Source organism: Micromonospora rhizosphaerae (assembly GCF_900091465.1).
Classification (GTDB): Bacteria; Actinomycetota; Actinomycetes; order Mycobacteriales; family Micromonosporaceae; genus Micromonospora; species Micromonospora rhizosphaerae.
Map to the genome: position 1 here is coordinate 556,392 of NZ_FMHV01000002.1, position 20,674 is coordinate 577,065.

General features: G+C 73.2%; 17 protein-coding genes and 1 tRNA gene. 9 read left to right on the forward strand and 9 right to left on the reverse strand.

Annotation, left to right across the window (positions count from 1 at the left end; translation table 11 throughout):
• The first annotated feature begins 5 nt into the window (after nucleotides 1–5).
• The 3 genes from GA0070624_RS02735 to GA0070624_RS02745 all read left to right on the forward strand — a co-directional run bounded on the left by GA0070624_RS02735 (nucleotide 6) and on the right by GA0070624_RS02745 (nucleotide 3,613).
• On the forward strand, nucleotides 6–2,027 hold the full coding sequence (locus tag GA0070624_RS02735) for an acetyl/propionyl/methylcrotonyl-CoA carboxylase subunit alpha (RefSeq protein ID WP_091336369.1): 2,022 nt from the start codon (nucleotides 6–8) through the stop codon (nucleotides 2,025–2,027).
• Nucleotides 2,024–3,214, forward strand: a complete 1,191-nt coding sequence (locus GA0070624_RS02740; protein WP_091336371.1) for an acyl-CoA dehydrogenase family protein — start codon at nucleotides 2,024–2,026, stop codon at nucleotides 3,212–3,214. Before GA0070624_RS02735 ends, GA0070624_RS02740 begins: the two co-directional genes overlap by 4 nt.
• Nucleotides 3,215–3,286: 72 nt before the next feature.
• Complete coding sequence (locus tag GA0070624_RS02745; RefSeq protein WP_091336373.1) at nucleotides 3,287–3,613, forward strand: hypothetical protein; 327 nt, start codon at nucleotides 3,287–3,289, stop codon at nucleotides 3,611–3,613.
• Here the strand turns inward: GA0070624_RS02745 and GA0070624_RS02750 are convergent.
• From GA0070624_RS02750 to sp36, 6 genes are all read right to left on the reverse strand, one after another.
• Complete coding sequence (locus GA0070624_RS02750; protein WP_091336375.1) at nucleotides 3,600–5,141, reverse strand: serine/threonine-protein kinase; 1,542 nt, start codon at nucleotides 5,139–5,141, stop codon at nucleotides 3,600–3,602. The two genes, GA0070624_RS02745 and GA0070624_RS02750, sit on opposite strands and share 14 nt — an antisense overlap.
• Before the next feature lie 30 nt (nucleotides 5,142–5,171).
• A complete protein-coding gene (locus GA0070624_RS02755; protein ID WP_091336377.1) occupies nucleotides 5,172–5,654 on the reverse strand; it encodes a hypothetical protein in 483 nt (160 codons plus the stop codon).
• Nucleotides 5,655–5,784: 130 nt separating this feature from the next.
• Nucleotides 5,785–9,369, reverse strand: coding sequence for an adenylate/guanylate cyclase domain-containing protein (locus GA0070624_RS02760; RefSeq protein ID WP_091336379.1), 3,585 nt, complete (start codon nucleotides 9,367–9,369; stop codon nucleotides 5,785–5,787).
• Nucleotides 9,366–10,178 carry an MBL fold metallo-hydrolase gene (locus GA0070624_RS02765; RefSeq protein WP_091336381.1) on the reverse strand — a complete coding sequence of 271 codons (813 nt, stop codon included), beginning with the start codon at nucleotides 10,176–10,178 and terminating at the stop codon, nucleotides 9,366–9,368. The genes GA0070624_RS02760 and GA0070624_RS02765 overlap by 4 nt, the downstream gene beginning before the upstream one ends.
• Before the next feature lie 118 nt (nucleotides 10,179–10,296).
• Entirely contained in the window at nucleotides 10,297–10,758 is a 462-nt protein-coding gene (locus GA0070624_RS02770) for a RidA family protein (RefSeq protein WP_091348017.1), read from the reverse strand.
• A gap of 5 nt (nucleotides 10,759–10,763) precedes the next feature.
• A complete protein-coding gene (gene sp36, locus GA0070624_RS02775) occupies nucleotides 10,764–10,919 on the reverse strand; it encodes a Sp36 family protein (protein ID WP_013736319.1) in 156 nt (51 codons plus the stop codon).
• A gap of 288 nt (nucleotides 10,920–11,207) precedes the next feature.
• On the opposite strand from sp36, the gene GA0070624_RS02780 reads away from it, so the two are divergent.
• Genes GA0070624_RS02780 through bagB form a run of 3 tightly spaced genes read left to right on the forward strand, consistent with a single transcriptional unit; the run spans nucleotide 11,208 to nucleotide 14,139 of the window.
• Nucleotides 11,208–11,930: an Rv0361 family membrane protein gene (locus GA0070624_RS02780; protein ID WP_091336383.1), complete on the forward strand. Its 723-nt coding sequence runs from the start codon at nucleotides 11,208–11,210 to the stop codon at nucleotides 11,928–11,930.
• A gap of 26 nt (nucleotides 11,931–11,956) precedes the next feature.
• On the forward strand, nucleotides 11,957–12,934 hold the full coding sequence (gene bagA, locus GA0070624_RS02785; RefSeq protein WP_091336384.1) for an ATPase BagA: 978 nt from the start codon (nucleotides 11,957–11,959) through the stop codon (nucleotides 12,932–12,934).
• A gap of 53 nt (nucleotides 12,935–12,987) precedes the next feature.
• Nucleotides 12,988–14,139: an ArsA family ATPase gene (bagB, locus tag GA0070624_RS02790; protein ID WP_176731567.1), complete on the forward strand. Its 1,152-nt coding sequence runs from the start codon at nucleotides 12,988–12,990 to the stop codon at nucleotides 14,137–14,139.
• Between the two features lie 10 nt (nucleotides 14,140–14,149).
• Here bagB and GA0070624_RS02795 read toward each other — a convergent pair whose 3' ends face one another.
• Nucleotides 14,150–14,467, reverse strand: coding sequence for a WhiB family transcriptional regulator (locus GA0070624_RS02795; protein WP_091336386.1), 318 nt, complete (start codon nucleotides 14,465–14,467; stop codon nucleotides 14,150–14,152).
• A 396-nt stretch (nucleotides 14,468–14,863) separates the two neighbouring features.
• On the opposite strand from GA0070624_RS02795, the gene GA0070624_RS02800 reads away from it, so the two are divergent.
• On the forward strand, nucleotides 14,864–17,284 hold the full coding sequence (locus GA0070624_RS02800; RefSeq protein WP_091336388.1) for a penicillin-binding protein: 2,421 nt from the start codon (nucleotides 14,864–14,866) through the stop codon (nucleotides 17,282–17,284).
• Between the two features lie 67 nt (nucleotides 17,285–17,351).
• Here the strand turns inward: GA0070624_RS02800 and GA0070624_RS02805 are convergent, their stop codons facing one another.
• A complete protein-coding gene (locus GA0070624_RS02805; RefSeq protein ID WP_091336390.1) occupies nucleotides 17,352–17,807 on the reverse strand; it encodes a GatB/YqeY domain-containing protein in 456 nt (151 codons plus the stop codon).
• Nucleotides 17,808–17,832: 25 nt separating this feature from the next.
• Between GA0070624_RS02805 and GA0070624_RS02810 the strand changes: the two genes are divergently transcribed.
• A complete protein-coding gene (locus GA0070624_RS02810) occupies nucleotides 17,833–18,726 on the forward strand; it encodes a metallophosphoesterase (RefSeq protein WP_091336393.1) in 894 nt (297 codons plus the stop codon).
• Between the two features lie 252 nt (nucleotides 18,727–18,978).
• Nucleotides 18,979–19,055: transfer RNA gene (locus GA0070624_RS02815), tRNA-Pro, on the forward strand.
• Between the two features lie 145 nt (nucleotides 19,056–19,200).
• Here the strand turns inward: GA0070624_RS02815 and GA0070624_RS02820 are convergent.
• On the reverse strand, nucleotides 19,201–20,379 hold the full coding sequence (locus GA0070624_RS02820; RefSeq protein ID WP_091336395.1) for a low temperature requirement protein A: 1,179 nt from the start codon (nucleotides 20,377–20,379) through the stop codon (nucleotides 19,201–19,203).
• Nucleotides 20,380–20,674: the final 295 nt, after the last annotated feature.

Genomic DNA, 20,674 nt, shown 5'->3' on the forward strand with positions numbered 1-20,674 from the left:
CGCAGATGATTCGGAAGTTGTTGGTCGCCAACCGGGGCGAGATCGCCCGCCGGGTCTTCGCCACCTGCCGGGCGCTCGGCATCGAGACGGTCGCCGCGCACTCCGACGCCGACGCCGACGCGCCGTTCGTCGCCGAGGCCGACCAGGCCGTAGGCCTGCCGGGGAACACGCCGGCCGAGACGTACCTCCGCATCGACCTGATCCTGGACGCGGCCCGCCGGACCGGCGCGGACGCCATCCACCCGGGCTACGGCTTCCTCGCGGAGAACGCCGAGTTCGCCGCGGCGGTGACCGACGCCGGGCTGACCTGGATCGGCCCGCCGGCCAAGGTAATCGCCGCGATGGGCGACAAGATGGCGGCGAAGGCGCTGCTCGCCGAGGCGGGCGTGCCGATGCTGCCGACCTGGACCGAGGCCGACGAGATCAGCGACTTCCCGGTGCTGGTCAAGGCGTCCGCGGGCGGCGGCGGGCGCGGCATGCGCATCGTCCGCGATCCGGCTGGCCTCGCCGAGGCCGTCGCCTCCGCCCGCCGCGAGGCGGCCGGCGCGTTCGGCGACGGCAGCGTCTTCGTCGAGCGGTACGTCGAGCGCGGCCGCCACGTCGAGGTGCAGATCTTCGGCGACACCCGGGGCACGGTGGCCGCCCTCGGCGTGCGCGAGTGCTCGATCCAGCGCCGGCACCAGAAGATCATCGAGGAGGCCCCCGGGGTCATCCCGGTTGAGCTGCGCGAGCGGCTGCACGAGGCGGCGGTGGCGGCCGGCCGGGCGGTGGAGTACGTCGGCGCCGGCACCGTCGAGTTCCTGCTCGCCCCGAACGGCGAGTTCTTCTTCCTGGAGATGAACACCCGGCTCCAGGTGGAGCACCCGGTCACCGAGGCGGTCACCGGGCTGGACCTGGTCCGGCTGCAACTGCTGGTCGCCGAGGGCGAGCCGCTGCCGCTGGCGGCGGCCCCGCCGAGCGACGGCCACGCGATCGAGGTACGCCTCTGCGCCGAGGACCCGGGCCAGGGCTGGCGGCCGGCCACCGGCACCCTGCACCGGTTCGCCGTGCCCGGGGTGGCCGGCTCGTTCACCCCGACGCGGGGCCTTCGCCTCGACTCCGGGATGGTGGACGGCTCGGTGGTGAGCGTGCACTACGACTCGATGCTGGCCAAGCTGATCGCCTGGGCGCCCACCCGCGCCGAGGCGGCCCGGGCGCTGGCCGGCGCGCTGGCCCGCGCCGAGTTCCACGGCGTACCCAGCAACCGGGACCTGCTGGTCCGGGTGCTGCGCAGCGCGGAGTTCGGCGCGGTCGACATCGACACCGGCTTCCTGGACCGGCACGAGGAGGTCTTCGCGCCACTCCTGCCGGCCGACCAGCTCCCGCTCGCGGCGCTGGCCGCCGCGCTCGCCTCGGCAGCGGCGCGACGGGCGAGCGCGACGGTGCCGGCCGGGCTGCCGTCCGGCTGGCGGAACGTGCCGGCGTTCCCGCAGGTCACCCGCTACACGGGGCCGGACGGCGAGATCGAGGTCCGCTACCGGCTGGACCGCAGGGGCGGCCTCGCCGAATGGTCCACCGATCCGTCGACCGAGTACGTTGTGACCCTGGTCCAGGCCGCCCCGGACCGGGTCGTGCTCGACGTCGACGGCGTGCGGCGGGCGTTCCGCGTACGCCGGGTGGGGTCGGAGGTCTTCGTGGACGGCCCGGACGGGGCGGCGAGCCTGGCCGAGCTGCCACGGTTCCCGCCCCCCACCGCGGAGCTGGCGGCCGGGTCGCTGGTGGCGCCGCTGCCCGGCGCGGTGACCCGGGTGCACGTCGAGGTCGGTCAGCGGGTGGCCGCCGGTGACCTGCTACTGACCCTGGAAGCGATGAAGCTCGAACACCCCGTGCTCGCCCCGACCGATGGCGTGGTCGCCGAGCTGCCGGTGCCTTCCGGCGGCCAGGTCGACACCGGCGCCGTGCTGGCCGTTGTCGACAACTCCAGCTCGGCGCGTCTTGCGCCGCGCGGCGACCTGGAGCCGTCGAACCCCGAGGAGGACTCGCGATGAACTTCGACCTCACCCCCGAGCAACAGCAGCTCCGCGACGCGGTCCGGTCGCTGGGCAGGCGGTACGGCCACGGCTATTTCGTGACGAAGGCCAAGGCCGGCGAACACACCACCGAGCTGTGGAGCGAGGCAGGGCGGCTCGGCTACCTCGGCGTCAACATCCCCACCGAGTACGGCGGCGGGGGTGGCGGCATCACCGAGCTGGCCATCGTCTGCGAGGAGCTGGCCGCGGCCGGCTGTCCGCTGTTGCTGCTGGTGGTCTCCCCCGCCATCGCGGCGACCGTCATCAACAAGCACGGCACCGACGAGCAGCGCAAGCGCTACCTGCCCGGCTTCGCCGACGGCTCGCTCAAGGTGGTCTTCGCGATCACCGAGCCGGAGGCCGGCTCGAACTTCCACCGGCTCGGCACGATGGCCCGCCGCGACGGCGACGACTGGCTCCTCTCCGGCCGCAAGTGCTACATCTCCGGGGTCGACGAGGCGAAGTACGTGCTGGTCGTGGCGCGGGTCGCCGTCGAAGACGGGCAAGCCGGCTCAGCGGAGGCGGCTCCGCAGAGACTGAAGCCGGCGTTGTTCATCGTGCCGGCCGACGCGCCTGGGCTGACCCGGTCCAAGCTGGACATGGAGATCGTCTCCCCGGAGAACCAGTTCCTGCTCTACCTGGACGACGTGCGGCTCCCCGCCGACGCGCTGGTCGGCGAGTCCCTCGACGCGGGCCTGCCGGCGCTCTTCGCCGGGCTCAACCCCGAGCGGATCACGGTCGCCGCCATGGGCGCCGGCACCGGCCGGTACGCGATCGAGCGTGCCTCGGAGTACACCGCCACCCGCAAGGTCTGGGGCGGCCGGAGCATCGGCTCCCACCAGGGCGTGGCGCACCCGCTGGCGCACACGGCGGTGCAGGTGGAACTGGCCCGACTGATGATCTACAAGGCGGCCGGCCTGTACGACGCCGGTCGCGATCTCGAGGCCGGCATCTCCGCCAACATGGCCAAGTACGCGGCCGGCGAGGCCGCCGCGCTCGCCGTGGACACCGCAGTGCAGGCGCTCGGCGGGGCCGGCATGACCACGGAGTACGGCGTGGCCACCCTGCTCGGCGCGGTCCGCGCCGGCCGGATCGCCCCGGTCAGCCGGGAGATGATCCTCAACTTCGTCGCCCAGCACGTCCTCGGCCAGGACAAGTCGTACTGACCCACGGGCGGCGGACGCCCGGCGGGGCCGTCCTGCGGTTGACAGCCGGGTGACCTGGGCCATGCTTGTCGGGTGAGGTTGTTACCCAAGCCCGATGCGCGGCTGAAGGCCGTTGCCGCGGCGCTGGCCGCGGTCGCGCCGCTGGTGGCGCTGGTGGTCTGGCGTCCGCAGGGCATCCTGGCGGTGGTTCTGGCCCTGCTCTGCGTGCTGCTCGGCATGGTGGCCGGCGTGGCGGTGACCGCCGCACGGCAGGCCGGCGGCGCCGAGGCGGTGGCCGCCTACCCACCGCCGGGTCAGCCCGCACCCGGCAGCCACGCGGTGGACGCGGACACGCTGGAGGCGTTGGACAGCCAGGCGGTCCGGGACATCCGGGCGGTGAACGGGGTCAGCGACCGGTGAGGGTCGGCGCGGCGAGCGCGTCCACGCCGCGCCCGGCCAGGCAGCGGTACGTCCGGTCCGCCGCCGTCCCGGCGGGCGGCAGCACCTCCAGGTTCCAGCCGGCCTGGTGGCTGATGCCGCTGGTGAGCCGGAACGTGCGGACGTTGCAGACGCCACGGACGGCGGGGTCGGCGCTGATCGCGGCGTGCCCCGCCCCGACCAGCCGGTCCGGCAGGTCGCCCTCGGCGTAGGCCTCCCAGGTGTGCCGGCCGTCGCACGGGATCCGGACCGCCTCGGCCCGGTCGCCGCGCACCCGGACCGGGCCGAAGCACTCCAGCTCCGGCACGCAGTGGGCCCCTGGCGGCAGGTCCACACCGGACGAGCCGGGCCGGCAGCCCGGCAGCACGTCCGGCCCGGCGACGGGGGCGCTGACCCCGGTGGCCACCGGCGCCGGTGACCCACCGGCCGGCGTGGCGGAGGCGAGCCACGCCCCGGCGCTGGCCGAGGCCGCCAGCGCGAGGGCCCCGGCGCCGCCCAGGAACCAGCGCCGCCGCCACCGGCGACCGGGGGCCGGCACGGTGGGCTGCGCGTCCTCGAACGGGGGGCGCTGGGCCGGCTGGCCGGACCGGCCGACGGTGTAGGAGCCGACAGCGGTGGAGCCGCCACCGGTGGGGCTGACCGGAGCGCCGGAGACCGGTGCGCTGCTGACCGGAGCGGGGCCGGCGTCGAGCGGCAGCGCGGCGAGCATCCCGCGCAGCTCAAGGGCGGACGGCCGGGCGCCGGGATCGTTGTCCATCCCGGCCCGGAGCACGTCGGTCAGCTCCTCCGGCACGCCGGGCAGGCCCGGGATCGGCTGCTGGAACATCTCCAGCACCGTGACCAGGCTCGGATTGCGTTCGGACTGCCAGCGCGGCGGCCGGCCGTACATCACCGCGTAGAGGGTCGCGCAGAGCGCGTAGACGTCGACGGCCGGCGAGGGCGGGCTGTGGCTGAACATCTCCGGCGGCGCGTACGCCGGGGTGAGCACCTCCAGGGTGACCGAGGCGTCCCGCACCTCGGCCAGCACCGCCAGCCCGAAGTCGGCCAGCACCGCCGGGTTGAAATGCGAGTAGAGGATGTTTGCCGGCTTGACGTCCCGGTGCAGCACCCCGGCCGCGTGCGAGTGGGCGAGCGCGTCGGCGATCTTGACGCCGAGGTCGCGGGCCTCCACCGGGCCCAGCGGCGAGGTCCGCATCCGCTCGGCGTACGACCCGTCGCAGAGCTCCATGATCAGGTAGGGGTGCTGGTCGACGGTGACCCCGACGTCGAAGAGGTCGACCACGTGCGGGTGGGACGACATCTTGCCGGCGGCCCGCGCCTCGCGCAGGAAGCGGGCCTGGTCCCGCTCGCTGTCCAGCGTGCGGTTCTCCACCTTGACCGCGACCTCGCGCCCCACCGAGATCTGCGTGGCCCGGTAGACCGTGGCGTAGCCGCCCCGGGCGAACACCTCCAGACCGGTCAGACCGGGCACGATGGGCAGCCGCAGGGCGCCAGGCGGGGTGTCGGTCACGGCTCGAAAATACCCAACGATCCGGGTCGGTCAGTTGACCGCGTCGGTGGCCGGCGCGGACCCGGACGCGGCGGGCGTGGCGTCCGGCGCGGTCACCGCCGGCGCTCCCGGCGCGGCGCGGTGGGCGTCCCACCAGAGGCCGATGGCGGTGGCCAGCGCGCCCAGTCCCTCCCACACGGCGACCCCGAAGAACCGGTCCGGGGCGACGTCGGAGAGCACCGCAATGCTGAAGACGGTGAAGGTGACCAGCCGGAAGTAGACCGTGAACCGGTAGAACGGCCGCCACTCGGTGGCCGCGGCCAGCAGGTAGTAGACGCCCATGTTGAACGAGGCCATCGAGGAGGCGGTGAGGAAGGTGCCGGTGTAGTCACCCGGGCCGCGCTCGGCCGGCACCTCGAAGCCGAGCAGCCGCAGCTGCGCCTCCGGCCAGATCAACCCGAGCGCCCCCAGCAGCAGCGCGAGGACGCCGAAGACGGCGATTGTCCAGCCGGCACCGGAGCGTGGCAGCCTCATCTGGTCCTCCCCAGGACTCGACCGCCTGGTGTGGACGGCCCATCGACCCGACCCACGCTAACCGGCGCCCCCGACACACACATCGCCGGAACCGGCAGACCTGCGACGGTCCGCCGCGCCGTCGGCGAACTCAGGCGAACAGGCGGGCGCGGAGGGCGTCGGCGGCGCTGCGTTCGCTGCGCTGCTCGGTCGCGTACGCCAGGCGTACCGCCTCCTCGGCGCTGGCCAGTGCCTCGACCGGGCGGCCGCAGGCCGCCAGCGCCTCGGCGAGCACGCTCGCCGCGATGACCTGGCTGCGCACGTCCTCCGCCGGGGCGGCGACCGCCCGCTGCGCCCAGTCCAGCGCCTGCACCCGCTGGCCGTGGGCGAGCAGCGCGGAGGCGTACCGGGCCATGGTCTGGCGGCGGGAGAAGAGCAGCGACGGGCTGTTCAGGGCGGTGGTGGCGACCGGGGCCAGCAGCCCGACCGCGGTCGCCGGGTCACCGGCGGCGAGCCGCGCCGTGGCCAGCAGCACCCGGGGCGCCACCTGCGCCGGCGCCTGCGGGTTGTGCGGCTCGACGGTGGTCAGCACCGACCGGGCGGCCCGCTCCGCGGTCTCCCAGTCGCCCATGTCCAGCGCCACGAAGCCGCGCAGCGTGCCGGCCATCCCGGTGAGCAGCGGGTGGGACGTCCGGTCCCCGTACGCCAGCGCGTCGCTGAGCAGGTCGGCGGCGTGTTCCGGCTCGCCCAGACCGCGCGCCACCACACCCCGGACCACCAGCGCGAAGCCCTGCCCCCAGTCGTCGGAGATCTCGGCGAAGTCCCGGTACGCCTGCCGCGCCCCCCGGTCCGCCTCGGCCAGCTCGCCCAACTCGGCGGTGGCGTACGCCTCGACCGCGCGCAGGGTGCCGACCGCCCACGCCTCGCCCACCCGCTCGCCGAAGGGGAGGAAGACCTGCGCCAGCCGGCAGGCCTCCTTGAGCCGACCGGCGAGCAGCCGGGCGAACGCGGTGGTGCCGCGCAGCCAGGCCCGGCCGTACGGGTCCTTCAGCTCGGCGAAGAGCCGGGCGGCCCGGCCGAGCACCGCGTCCGTGCCGGCGAAATCGCCCCGGGTGGTGGTGACCCAGGCCAGGTTCTGCAACGACCAGGCCTGCCCGCGCGGGTCCCGAGCGGCGAGGCTGACCTGGTAGGAGGCGGCGAGCCGGCTGCTCGCCTGGCCCAGCCGGCCGGCGATGAAGTCGGCCATGCCGAGCCGGCGCATCGCCGAGGCGCGCAGCGTCGGCAGGTTGGCCGCGGTGGCCACCTGCAACGCCTCCTGCCAGCAGCTCACCGCCCGGTCCTGGTCGCCGAGGGCCTGGTGGGCCTGACCGGCGAGCAGCAGGGCGCTCGTCCGGGCCGCCGCCGCGTCACCGGCGTTGGCGGCGATCTTCTCGGCGAAGGCGAGCGCGTCGGCGGGCCGGCCGATCTGGAGCAGCGCCCGGGCGTGCACCACCCGGTCGGCGAGCGGCACGCCGTCGCGGGCCAGTTCGGCCGCGCGTTCCGCGTACTCGACCGCGAGGGCCGGCTCACCGGCGCGCAGCGCCCGGCGGGCGGCCCGGCCGAGCGCGGCGACCCCGAGCGGGACGACCGCGCGGGCCGGCGCGTCGGGCCGCAGCTTCACGGCGTCGGCGAGCGCGGCGGCCCGCTCGACATGCTGGGCGACGAAGTCGTCCCGGGCGGCCTCGGTGAACCCGCCTGGCGGGATGGATCCCGGGTCTCCGCCGGAGGTTTCCGGGGCGGCCCAACGGGCGAGGGCGGCGTGCCGCTCGGCCAGTTCCGCCTTGCTCACCCCGGCGTACGCGGCCTCCCGCATCAGCGGAGTGGCGAAGGCATAGCCGGTGCGGGTGCGGTGCAGCATCCGGCGTTGCAGCAGCTCCTCCACGGCCCGGTCCAGCTCGACCGCGACCACCGCCGCCGGCCGGCCGTCCCGTCCGGCGCGCTGCTCGCGGAGCGCCTCCAGGGCGCCGGCCGGCACGGTGTCGCCGACCACCGCCGCGTCGCGGAGCACCGAGCGGGCGTCCACCGGCAGCGCGTCGATACGCGCCGCCAGCACGGCGGCCAGGTCCCGGGAAAGCAGCCGGCTGCCCAGCGAGCCGGGCGCCAGCCGCCAGCCGCCCGGTGCGGCGGGGCCCGCGCCCGCGGTCAGCGCGCCCCGCTCCATCAGCAGGGTGACCAGCTCGGCCAGATAGAAGGGGTTGCCCTGGGCGGTGGCGAGCAGCCGGTCCGCGTCGGCCTGCGGCAGCTTCCCGCCGCCGAGGTAGCTGGTGAGCAGCCGGGCCGCGTCGGCGCCGCGCAGCGGGGGCAGCGCGTGCACCTCGGCGTCCGCGACCCGGGTCAGCGCGCCGGCGGTACGCACCAGCTCGGGGCGGCCGAGCAGCAGCACCAGCACCGGGCCGGTGAGCCGGGAGAGGGTCACCCCGAGGGCGTTGATGGTCTCGGCGGTGGCGTCGTGCAGGTCGTCCACGACGATGACCAGCGGCGCCTCGACGGCGAGCGCGCTGAGCAGTCCGGCGACCGCGTTCGGCACGGCCTCCGCGTCCGGGGGCGGGGAGGCGGCGTCCCACTCGGCGTTCTCGGTGGCGACGGGCAGCTCGGCGTACCCGAGCAGGGCCAGGAGCTGGTCGGTGGCGACCGGCGGCAGGTCGCCGGGCAGCCGGCCGAGCCGCTGGCCGAGCCGGCGCAGCCGCTCCTCGACCGCCGGCCGGGTGAGCGCGGTGGAGGCGTCGTTGGGCAGGCCGACCGCCGCCCGGACCAGGTCGGCCAGGGGCGCGAGCCGGCGTCGCTCGCCGAACGCGGCGCAGCGTACCGAGAGCACCCGGGCGCCGGTGTGCGCGGCGTACCGGCCGGCGCCGACGTCGTAACCGGCCGCGAGGCGTTCCACCTCGGCGGCGAAGCGGGACTTGCCGATCCCCGCCTCGGCGGTCATCAGCAGCACTCGGGGCTCGCCCCGGTCGATCACCTCGGCGAGCCGGCCGGCCACCCGCCCGATCTCGGTCTCCCGGCCGACGAAGGGAGCCTCGTCGCCGAGGCCGGAGCGGGTGCCCGGCGCGTCCAGGAGGCCCAGCAGCTCGTACGCCTCGACCGGCTCGCGCTTGCCCTTGAGCCGCAGCGGGCGCAGGGCCCGCCAGGAGGCCACGTGCCGGGTCGCGGCGGAGGTCCGGGCGCCGGCGTAGACCGCGCCGACGGCGGCGGCGTCGGCGAGCCGGGCCGCGGTGTTCACCGTGTCGCCGATGACCGTGTACTCGATGGCCGCCTGGATGCCGGCGATCACGTCGCCGGTGTTCAGCCCGACCCGCAGGCCGAGCGGCGCGCCGCCGCCCCGCTCGTCGTCGAGCACCCGGCGGACCGCCCGCTGCATGGAGAGTGCGGCGCGGACGGCGCGTTCGGCGTCGTCCTCGTGGGCGACGGGCGCGCCGAACACCGCCATGATGCCGTCGCCGGTGAGCTTGTCGACGTGCCCGCCGAAGGTCTTGACCGCGCCGGCCAGGGCGGCGAGCACCCGGTCGGTGACCGCGCCGACCCGTTCCGGGTCCAGGTCCTCCGACCAGGAGGTGAAGTCGGAGAGGTCGCCGAAGAGCACGGTGACCACCCGCCGCTCGGCGGCGGGCAGCGTCGCGGCGGCGGGCAGCGCGGCGCCGCAGTTGTGGCAGAACCGCGCGCCGGGGACGGCGACCGTTCCGCACACCGGGCAGGTCACGGCCGCTCCACCCCGTCCGGGGGGATCCCCAGGTATTCGAGCTGGGCGCGGACCGACCACTCGGCCGCCCACCAGAGCGACCGGTCGACGTCCGCGTACACCCGCTCGACCACCTCCCGTGCGGTGGTGGCGCCGTCGGCGACCGCCGCCCGGACCTGGTCGAGCCGGGCCCGGCGGTGGGCGAGGTAGAACTCCGCCGCCGCGCCGCAGTCGGCCAGCGCCGGGCCGTGCCCGGGCAGCGCCGGGATCCCCCGGTACGTCGAGAGCAGCTCCAGGCTCGACAGATAGTCACCGAGGTGACCGTCCGGGTGGGCGACCACGGTGGTGCCCCGGCCCAGGATGGTGTCGCCGGTGAGCACCACCCGCTCGGCGCCGTGCTCCACCAGGAAGCAGACGGAGTCGGCGGTGTGGCCGGGGGTGGGCAGCAGCCGGATGGCGAGGCCGTCGGCGTCCAGCGCGCTCGCCAGGGTGAGCGGCTCCGCGCCGATGGTGTGCGCGGGGTCGGCGGCGAGCACGGGCGCGTCGCCGAGCAGCTCGGCAAGGCGCGCGGAGCCCTCGGTGTGGTCCGGGTGCCCGTGGGTGATCAGCACGGACCCGACCGGCCGGTGCCCGGCGATCGCGGCCAGGTGCTCCTCGTCGGCCGGCCCGGGGTCGACCACCACGGCCGGGGCCCCGGGGTCCGTGCGCAGCACCCACGTGTTGGTGCCGTCGAGCGTCATCGGCCCCGGGTTCGGGGCGCGCAGCAGCGTCACCCACCCCGGCAGCTCATCGGCCAGCGCCCCTGCGGCTCCCGTCACATGCCCGCCCATGGCAGCGATCGTACGACCCCGCCCGCCACTCCCCGCGATCTTGCAGTTTCGGTTGGTGTTATGTCCCCTAGCGGGCCATCTGCCGCCACCACAACCGCAAGATCGCGGGGAAGGAGCGTTAGGCGACCTCGACGATGACCTCGACCTCGACGGGGGCGTCGAGGGGGAGTTCGGCGACGCCGACGGCGCTGCGGGCGTGCCGGCCGGCCTCGCCGAAGACCGCGCCGAAGAGGTCGGAGGCGCCGTTGATCACGCCGGGCTGGCCGGTGAAGCCGGGCGCGCTCGCGACGAAGCCGGTCAGCTTGACGATCTTGACGACCTTCTCCAGCCCGACCAGCGAGTCGATCGCGGCCAGCGCGTTCAGCGCGCACCGCTGGGCCAGGTCCTTCGCCTGCTCGGCGGAGACGCCGTTGCCGACCTTGCCGGTGGCGAGCAGCTTCCCCTCCGCCATCGGCAGCTGGCCGGAGACGTAGACGTGCTGCCCGGACTGGACGGCCGGCACGTAGCTGGCCACCGGCGGCACCACTTCGGGCAGGGTCAGGCCGAGCTCCGCGAGCTTGGCGTGCGGTCCGTTGCTCATGCCGCTCACGCCTTCGGGCGCTTCAGGTAGGCGACGAGCTGCTCCGGGTTCGGGCCGGGGACCACGGAGACCAGTTCCCAGCCGTCCTCGCCCCAGTTGTCGAGGATCTGCTTGGTCGCGTGGACCAGCAGCGGGACCGTGGCGTATTCCCACTTCTGCATCGGTGGAGGTCTTCCTCTCCTGGCATGGACTCTTCAGGCACAGCCTAAGGTCCGGCAGGACGACCGGGGCACGGGACGCTGCTCGGACGTCGGGGAGGCAGCTCACCGCAGGGTCCGCCGTGGGCGTGCCGAGAGGACATCGGCCGCGGTCGGCGGACCATGCGGGGCTGGCAAGTGGCCCGCCGACCGCTACCCTTCCCGTCGGACGGGCGACCACGCTCGCCCGCCACGCTCGATGATGCGTCCGTCGCCCCGGGCGGCGACGGCGCCGCACCCCGGGGGAAGACAATGACCCAACCGCCATTCGGCGCCAGCGGATCGCCCAGCGGTCCGTTCCGTCAGGAGCCGCCCGCCTACCCCGGCCCGATCGGGGCCACGCCGCCCCCCGGCCAGGCCCCGGGAGCCATCCCGCCGCCGCCCGGCTACCCGCCGCACCAGGCGGGCGCGCAGCCGCCCGGCTACCCGCCGCACCAGGCGCCGGGCGCGCAGCCCCCCGGCTACCCGCCGCACCAGGCGGGCGCGCAGCCCCCCGGCTACCCGCCGTACGAGGCGCCGGCAACGCCCCCGCGAAAGAAGCGCGGCCTGTTGATCGCGTCCATCGTGCTGGCCGCGGCCCTGCTGCTCTGCGGCGGTGGCGGCACGGCGGCGTTCCTGACCGTGCGCAACGCCGAGGACGGCCAGGGCGCCAAGGAGCCGGCGGTCGCGGTGGACGGCTTCCTCACCGCTGTCTACAAGGACCGGGACGCCAAGAAGGCGGCCACCTTCGTCTGCTCCGCCTCCCGGGACGACAAGAAGATCGCCGCCAAGGTGGCCGAGGTGCAGAAGTACTCCGCGGATTACCAGAACCCGCGGTTCCGGTGGACCACCCCGAAGGTGGACAACCAGACCGGGGACCGGGCGACCGTCACCACCAAGGTCACCATGACCACCTCTGACGAGAAGGTGGCCGACCAGGAGCTGCGCTTCACCGTGGTGCGGAAGACCGGCTGGTGGGTCTGCGAGGTCGCCTGAGCCCGGCGGCTGGATAGGCTCGACGGGTGCGAGCAGCTGAGCATCCGGCCGATCCGGCCGGCACCGGGTGGCCGGCCCGCCTCCACGTGGTGACCGGCAAGGGCGGCACGGGCAAAACAAGCGTGGCCGCGGCGCTGGCCCTCGGGCTGGCCGCCGGCGGCCGGCGCACCCTGGTGGTCGAGGTGGAGGGGCGGCAGGGCATCGCCCAGCTCTTCGGCACCGACCCGCTGCCCTACGAGGAACGGCACCTGACCGACGCCCCCGGCGGCGGCGAGGTGCGGGCCTTGGCGGTGGACGCCGAGGAAGCCCTCCTCGAGTACCTGGACATGTTCTACAAGCTCGGCGCGGCCGGCCGGGCGCTGCGCAAGCTCGGCGCGATCGATTTCGCCACCACCATTGCACCCGGCCTGCGCGACGTGCTGCTCACCGGCAAGGTGAAGGAGGCGACCACCCGCACCAACGGGCAGCGCCGGACGTACGACGCGGTGGTGCTGGACGCGCCGCCGACCGGGCGGATCGGTCGCTTTCTCAACGTCACGGCGGAGACCGCCCGGCTGGCCAAGGTCGGCCCGATCAAGACGCAGAGCGAGGGGGTCTCCGTGCTGCTGCGCTCCCCGATGACCGCGGTGCACGTGGTGACCTTGCTCGAGGAGATGCCGGTCCAGGAGACGGTGGACGCGATCGAGGAGCTGACCCAGCTCGGCTTCCCGGTCGGTCGGGTGATCGTCAACGCCGCCCGGCCCCCGGTCGGGGCGGGACGGGTGGTGAGCCAGGCCGAGCTGAAGCGGGGGCTGCTCGCCGCCGGGCTGCCGGCCGACCGGGACACCGTGGCCGGGCTGGCCGAGGAGGCCCGGGACCAGGTCGTCCGCCGGGAGCTGGAGGACTCGCTCCGGGCCGACCTGGTGGAGCTGGGCCTGCCCCTGACCGAGCTGCCGCTGCTGCCGGACGGGGTGGACCGGGCCGGCCTGGAGACGCTGGCGGCGGCGCTCGTCCGGGCGGATTGACTCACACCTGCGGCCGCCCAGAGCAGAGACACCCGCCAGCCCGATACGCTCGATTGGTGCCTTCCGAAGTCGCGGCGCCACCGCTGGACGTCGACCAGATCCTCGCCGACCCCGGCGTACGGATCGTGGTCTGCTGCGGGGCGGGCGGAGTGGGCAAGACGACCACCGCGGCGGCGCTCGCGTTGCGGGCCGCCGAGCAGCACGGCCGACGAACGGTGGTGCTCACCATCGACCCGGCGCGGCGACTGGCCCAGTCGCTCGGCCTGACCGAGCTGGACAACACGCCGCGCCAGGTCAAGGGCATCGATGTCGAGGCGAGCGGCGGTGAGCTGCACGCCATGATGCTCGACATGAAGCGCACCTTCGACGACGTGGTGCTCCAGCACACCGATCCGGCGAAGGCGGCGGAGATCTTCGCCAACCCCTTCTACCAGGCAATGAGCTCGACCTTCGCCGGCACGCAGGAATACATGGCGATGGAGAAGCTCGGGCAGCTGCACGCCCGGGGCGAGTGGGACCTGATCGTGGTGGACACCCCGCCGTCCCGCTCGGCGCTGGATTTCCTCGACGCCCCGGCCCGGCTCTCCCGCTTCCTCGACGGCCGGATGCTGCGGCTGCTGCTCGCGCCGGCCCGCACCGGGGGGCGGAGCATGTTCAGCTTCGTGACCGCCAGCTTCGGGCTGTTCTCCAAGGCGGTGCAGAAGGTGATCGGCGCGCAGCTGCTCACCGACCTCTCCGGCTTCGTCGCCGCGCTGGACTCGATGTTCGGCGGCTTCCGGCAGCGGGCGGAGCAGACGTACCGGATCCTGCAGGCGCGGGAGACGGCGTTCCTGCTGGTCGCGGCGCCCGAGTCGGACGCGGTCCGGGAGGCCGCCTACTTCGCCGGACGGCTGCGCGACGAGCGGATGCCGCTGGCCGGCCTGGTGCTCAACCGGGTGCACCGCCCGGCGGTGGAGTCGTTGGACGCGGCCGGCAGCCTGGCCGCCGCGGAGCGGCTGGCCGCCCTCGGTGGGCACGAGGGCACCGTCGAGGTGCTGCGCGCCCACGCCGCGCTGGCCCAGCAGGCGGTACGCGAGCGGCAGGTGGCGGCCCGGTTCACCGAGGCGTTCCCGGTGGTGCCGGCGGTGTCGGTGACGGCGCAGCCCGCCGACGTGCACGACGTCGACGGGCTGCGGACGATCGGCGAGGCGATCAGCCGGCCGTGAGGCGCAATGGTCAGCCGGCGGTGACCAGGACCTTGTCCTTGCCGGCCTTCTCCTTGGCGTTCTTCTTCATGGCCGCCTCGAACATCTTGCGCCAGCTCGTCACCTGCGGGTGACGGCGCAGCAGTGCCCGGCGCTCCCGCTCGGTCATGCCGCCCCACACCCCGAACTCGATCCGGTTGTCGAGCGCGTCGGCCAGGCACTCGTACCGAACTGGGCAGCTCCGGCAGATCCGCTTCGCCACGTTCTGTTCGGCGCCCTGTACGAACAACGCGTCCGGGTCCCCGTTCTGACACGCCGCCAGTGACGGCCAGTCAGTGATCATGCCCATCTGTACACGTCCCCCTTGCAGTACCTACCGACTTCGTGCGACCAGCCGTCGTTGACCCCCTGGCCGTCCGCCCGTCCTTCCCCAAGGCGGCACGGACGACTGCGGCTCTGTCGCCGCCTCATCATGCTCTGTAGTCGCCCGATTACGCAACGTTGTCGGCGAAATCCATCATTCCGGACACTCCCGGCTTCCCGGGCCTTCGCCCGCGTGTACCCGCCCGGAGTCCGTGAAAACGCTGCGCCGTTCACCCTTTCGGAGGAGACTCGTCTCAGGTCCACGCAACCACGCACCAGGGCTCGTGCGTCTAGCACAACGAGGGTCGGCGCGCGCAGGAAATGGGAAAGAACTCCGCGCGCCCCTCGTTGCCTACTCGCGTACCCTGTCGAGGTGACCTGGATGCGGAAACGTGACCACAATGTGCTGACCAACGCCGCATCGCTGCTTATCTGCGGCCTGTTGGCCGGCGTGGTGGTCGCGGCGGCGGCCTTCCCCGCGGTGGCGATGTCCGGGCTGGCCGCCAAGGCGGGGGCCGAGACCTTCGGCGCACTGCCGAAGGAACTGACGGTGGCCCGGTCCCCGCAGATCACCTACCTGCTCGCCTCGGACGGCAAGACGCCGCTCGCCACGATGTACGACGAGAACCGCAAGGACGTCAAGCTCAAGGACATCGCGCCCGTGATGCGGAAGGCGATCATCGCGGCCGAGGACCACGACTTCTACAAGCACAACGGCGTCGACCTCAACGGCGTCGCCCGGGCGTTCGTCAACAACCAGTCCGGCACCAACTCCCGGCAGGGCGCGTCCACGCTGACCATGCAGTACGTCCGGCTGGCCATCTCGTACTCCGCCACCCACCCGGCCGACGTGGTCGCCGCGACCGAGGACACCAGCGCCCGCAAGCTGCGCGAGATGCGGTACGCGCTCCAGGTCGACAAGGAGCTCACCAAGGACGAGATCCTGGAGCGCTACCTGAACATCGCCGCCTTCGGCAACGGCGCGTACGGCGTCTTCGCCGCCAGCCAGGTCTACTTCGGCAAGAAGCCCAGCCAGCTCAACATTCAGGAGTCGGCGCTGCTGGCCGGCATGGTGAAGGCGCCCAGCGCGTTCGACCCCACCACCCGCAGCGGCTACCCCCAGGCGGTATCCCGGCGCGACTACGTCATCGACAACATGGTCAAGATCGGGGCGATCAGCCAGCAAGAGGCCGACCAGGCGAAGGCCGTCAAGCTGGTGGTGAAGGACAAGCGCACCCCGAACGGCTGCGTTGCCACCAACGACAAGGAGTGGGGCTTCTTCTGCGACTACTTCTACCGCTGGTGGTTGCAGCAGGAGACCTTCGGCTCGACCTCGTACGACCGGGAGCGGCGGCTAAAGAGCGGCGGCTTCACCATCACCACCAGCCTCGACGTGCAGGCGCAGAACGCCGCCGACAGGGCCGTCCGCAAGCACCTCCCGGTCACCAGCAAGGCGGCCCGGATGGTCGCGGTGATCGAGCCGGGCAGCGGCCGGGTGCGGGCGCTCGCGGTGAACCGGAACTTCAAGATCGACGACCCGAAGAACCCGCAGAACAAGATCTCCAGCGACCCGAAAAAGGCCAAGAAGAAGCAGCGGGGCAACTACCCGAACACGGTCAACCCGCTGCTCACCGGCGGACAGGGCATCGTCGGTTACCAGGCCGGCTCCACCTTCAAGATGTTCACCATCGTGGCGGCGCTGGAGAAGGGCATCCCGCTCAGCTACACGATCAACGCGCAGCCGGTCTTCCGCTCGAACTACATCATCGAGCAGAACTCCCCGGCCGCCTGCCCCGGCACACACTTCTACTGCCCGAAGAACGCCTCGGCCAGCATGACCGGCGTGCACAACATGTGGAGCGCGTTCGGCCGGTCGGTCAACACCTACTTCGTGCCGCTTGAGCAGCAGGTCGGCGCGGAGAACGTGGTGAAGGCGGCACACAAGCTGGGCATCAACTTCCGCTCCCAGGAGGACCTGGACCGGGAGAAGGGCGCGAACCAGTGGGGCGCGTTCACCCTGGGTGTCTCGGACACCACCCCGCTGGAACTGGCCAACGCGTACGCCACCCTCGCCGCGGACGGCAAGTACTGCGAGCCGATCCCGGTGCAGGAGATCCGCGGCCCGGACGGCAACAAGCTGGACATCGCCAACCCCCACTGCGAGCAGCGGATCAGCACCCAGGTGGCCCGGGCCGCCGTGGACGCGGCCCGCTGCCCGGTCGGCGACCAGTCCTCGACCTCCAAGTGCACCGGCGCCACCGCCGGCAACGTCCACGGGATCGTCAAGGCACCGGTGGCCGGCAAGTCCGGCACCACCGACTCGGACAAGACCTCCGCCCTGGTCGCGATGACCAAGCAGTACGCGGTGGCCGGCATTGAGGCCGACCCGGACTGGCCGCAGACCACCCAGAAGATGGGCCACGACGTACCGACCGGAATCAACCCGGCGGTGTACGAGACGCTCCGCGACGCGATGAGGGACAAGGAGCGCATCGACTTCACCCCGCCGAGCGGCAAGATCATAACCGGCGACCAGCGGTCCATCCCGAGCGTGACCTGCAAGTCCATCGACGACGCGAAGTCGCGGCTCCGCGAAGCCGGTTTCGAGCCGGTCGTCTCCAGCAACAAGGTCCCGTCGGACTGCCCGGCGGACACCGCCGCCGGCACCAGCCCGGAGGGCCGCACCATCAAGGGCGGCGTGGTCATGATCGAGGTCAGCGCCGGTGGTGGCGCCAAGCCGGGCAAAACCACCCTTCCCGGACTCCCGCCCCCACCCAACGGTCCTGGGCGACCACGCGGCTGACCGCGACACGACAGCGGGCGGGCACCCCCAGGTGGGGCCCGCCCGCCTTTCTGTGTACGTCCGCCGGTCAGAGGCCGAGCTGTCGGCGTACCTCGGCGGCCACCCGGCCCCCCTCGGCCCGGCCGGCCACCGCGGCCTGGGCCGCCTTCATGGCCGGGCCCATCTGGGCCTTGCCGGTGAAGCCGCCCGCGGCGAGCGCCCCCGCGACCAGCTCGGCCAGCTCCTCGTCGGAGAGCTGCTTCGGCAGGTAGCGCTCCAGCACCTCGCCCTCGGCGGTCTCCTTGCTCGCCTGCTCGGTGCGGCCGGCGTCGGCGAAGGCGGCGGCCGCCTCGCGCCGCTTCTTCGCCTCCTTGGTCAGCACCGCGAGCACCTCGTCGTCGGCGAGCTCGCGCTTGGCCTTGCCGGCCACCTCGGCGTTGCCCACGGCGGCCAGCGCCATCCGCAGGGTCGAGGTGGTCAGCTCGTCGCGCGCCTTCAGGGCGGCGCGCATGTCGGCGGTGAGACGGTCCTTCAGCGTGCTCATGGACCGTCAAACTACCCTGAACGCCATGCGAAAGCGCACACTATTCCGGCTTGTCGCCGGGACCGCCGCCGCGGGCGCGGCCACCCTGGCGTACGCGTCGCTCATCGAGCGCAACATGTTCACCCTGCGCCGGTACGACGTGCCGGTGCTCGCGGCCGACGCCGAGCCGCTGCGCGTGCTGCACCTGTCGGACCTGCACATGATGCCCAACCAGCGGCGCAAGCAGGACTGGGTGGCCTCGCTGGCCGCCCTCGACCCGGACCTGGTCGTGGTCACCGGGGACAACATGGCCCACCCCGGCGCCGTCCCGGGGGTGCTTCGGGCCCTGCAACCGCTGCTCGACTACCCGGGCGCCTTCGTCTTCGGCTCGAACGACTACACCGGGCCGGTCTGGAAGAACCCGTTCACCTACTTCCTGCCGGACCGGGATTACCGGGAGGGGGTCGAGCTGCCGTACGAGGAGCTGCGCGACGTCTTCACCGGGGCCGGCTGGGCGGACCTCAACAACGCCCGGACCACGCTGAAGGCCGGCGGCCGCGTGGTCGAGCTGGTCGGCGTCGACGACCCGCACATCGAGCGGGACGACTACGCCTCGGTGGCCGGGCCGGCCGCCGCCTCGGCGGACCTCTCCATCGCCCTGACCCACTCGCCCGAGCCGCGCGTGCTCGACCAGATGGCCGCGGACGGCTTCGGGCTGCTGCTCGCCGGCCACACGCACGGCGGCCAGGTCTGCGTGCCGGGCTACGGTGCGCTGGTGACCAACTGCGGGCTGCCCCGCTCGATGGCCCGCGGACTGCACCGCTGGCCGGGCTCCGACTCCTGGCTGCACGTCTCCGCCGGCCTCGGCACCCACCCGACGGCGCCGGTGCGCTTCGCCTGCCCGCCCGAGGCGAGCGTGCTCACGCTGATCTCCCGCTGAGCCGTTCCGGACGGCGGCATCGGTGACACTGGTCACACTGAGGCCGCCCCGGGTGGCCGGGGGCCTCACCGCCGCGCTGGCGCGGCCTCCGGCTCCGCTTCGACATGCCTCTGGAGCTGAATCGTTTGCGACATCAGGGGGTGGACTGGCCATCACTGGGCGTTTCGAGGGGATCTCCGCGGGCCCGCACGGCCGGTGGGGGTACCGAGTTTGACCGTCGGGGCGGGTGGGCTACTATTTGTCGGCACGCCTCGGGGTGTGGCGCAGCTTGGTAGCGCGCTTCGTTCGGGACGAAGAGGTCGTCGGTTCAAATCCGGCCACCCCGACCAGAGGTAACAGCAGGTCAAGGCCCCTCCATCGAGGGGTCTTGATTCGTTTCCGGCCCTCACTGCAGTCGGGCACGAGTGCCGAAGATCGTGCCGGGTCTCATGAGGTTTGGGACAGAGCAGTCTCGGACGTGGGTGACGCATTTGCCTAGCGGGGTGGTGAGGGCGGCTCGGGTGGGCGTTTTCGGGCGCGGGCCGCATCGGATACGGCGATCCCGGCCAGGACGAGGGCAGCGGCGGTGGCGACCACCAGCGGCGGCAGCAAAATCATTGGCGGTGAGCAGGCGGCGAGCACTCCGAACCCGATCAGCCGGTTGCGGGACACCCGGCTGAACACCCCGTACTCGAACAGGGCGCGTCCCGCCAGGAACAGCGCAGGTCCGCCGAGGATGACGGCGATCAGGGCAGGGTCGGTGTGCCCGAACGGATGCTCGATGACAAGTTCGTCGCCGACGGCGATGGCGATGATGCCGGCGACCATCACCAGGTGGGCGTGTATCGCCAACGTACCAACGCGGACTGGGTCGGAGGCCGCTGCGATGGCTTCGGCCAGCAGCTGCCCGGCGCGGTGGATGTAGATCCGCCACAGCAGCGCGGTGGTGGCGAACCCGATCGCCGTCGCGGCGCCGCTGGCGGCCCCGAACCCGCTGCCGCTGTAGGTCAGCCCGGTGATCAGGATCAGCTCGCCGAGCGCGATGATGAACAGCTGCTGGAAGCGCTCGGCCGCGTGCTCGCCGGAGACCGCGAACTCGGCCGTGATCGCGCGGCCCAGCCGTGGTGCGCGGAAGCTGAGTGGGATTGCCGCGTACTCCACGGCCACCGCCAGGGTCCACAGCACGCTTCGCGCCGTGTCTTGAGCGACAGCGCCCGCGATCCACGGCACCGCGGACACGCCGGACCAGACGAGCAGTCGCAGAAACAGGCGCTGAGCGTCGTGGCCCGACAGGATGAGCACGAGGACGACATAGCGACCGATCTCCGTGGCGACGTACACGCCGGCGAAGAGCAGGCCTCGCTCGCGGAACGCCTCAGGCGCTGCGGCGGCCATCACCAGGGTGCCGAACATGGTCGCCATGACCAGCACCTGTACCGGCGGTTGCTTCGGGTCCAACCGGTCGGTTATCCCCGCCGTGCGGCTCCAGATCGCCCACAGGGCGAGCAGCAACACCAGCGTCTGAAAGGCCTCGCGCCAGGTCAGATGCTCCACCAGCCCGTGCGAGAGGTTTGCGAGCGCGAAGACGAACACCAAGTCGAAGAACAGCTCCAGGAACCCCGCCCGCGGTTCCTCGGGTCTCCGCAGCAGTTTCGCTGCCCCACTCGTGGTCATCCGGCTCGCCCGCTTCTGCCGCTTTTGTCGACCTCAGAAGCATTCGTACCATGCAGCAGCGTTGGTGGATATCGGATGTGCCGCCGTTGCCTGGGGCCGATCGGCCGCGTCACACGCGACGGGCGACGGTCGAGGCGCTGAATTCCTTTCAGCCGTCGCCGTCAGTTCCGATCAGCTCGTCGAGCTTGGCCAGGCGTGGGTCCAGTGCTGCAGGGCGGCGGAGTGTCAACGAGGCCGTCCGTCAGCGGGCGGACCAGGTTTCCCGCCCTGCTTATGACCACAGTCGGCGGAGCCT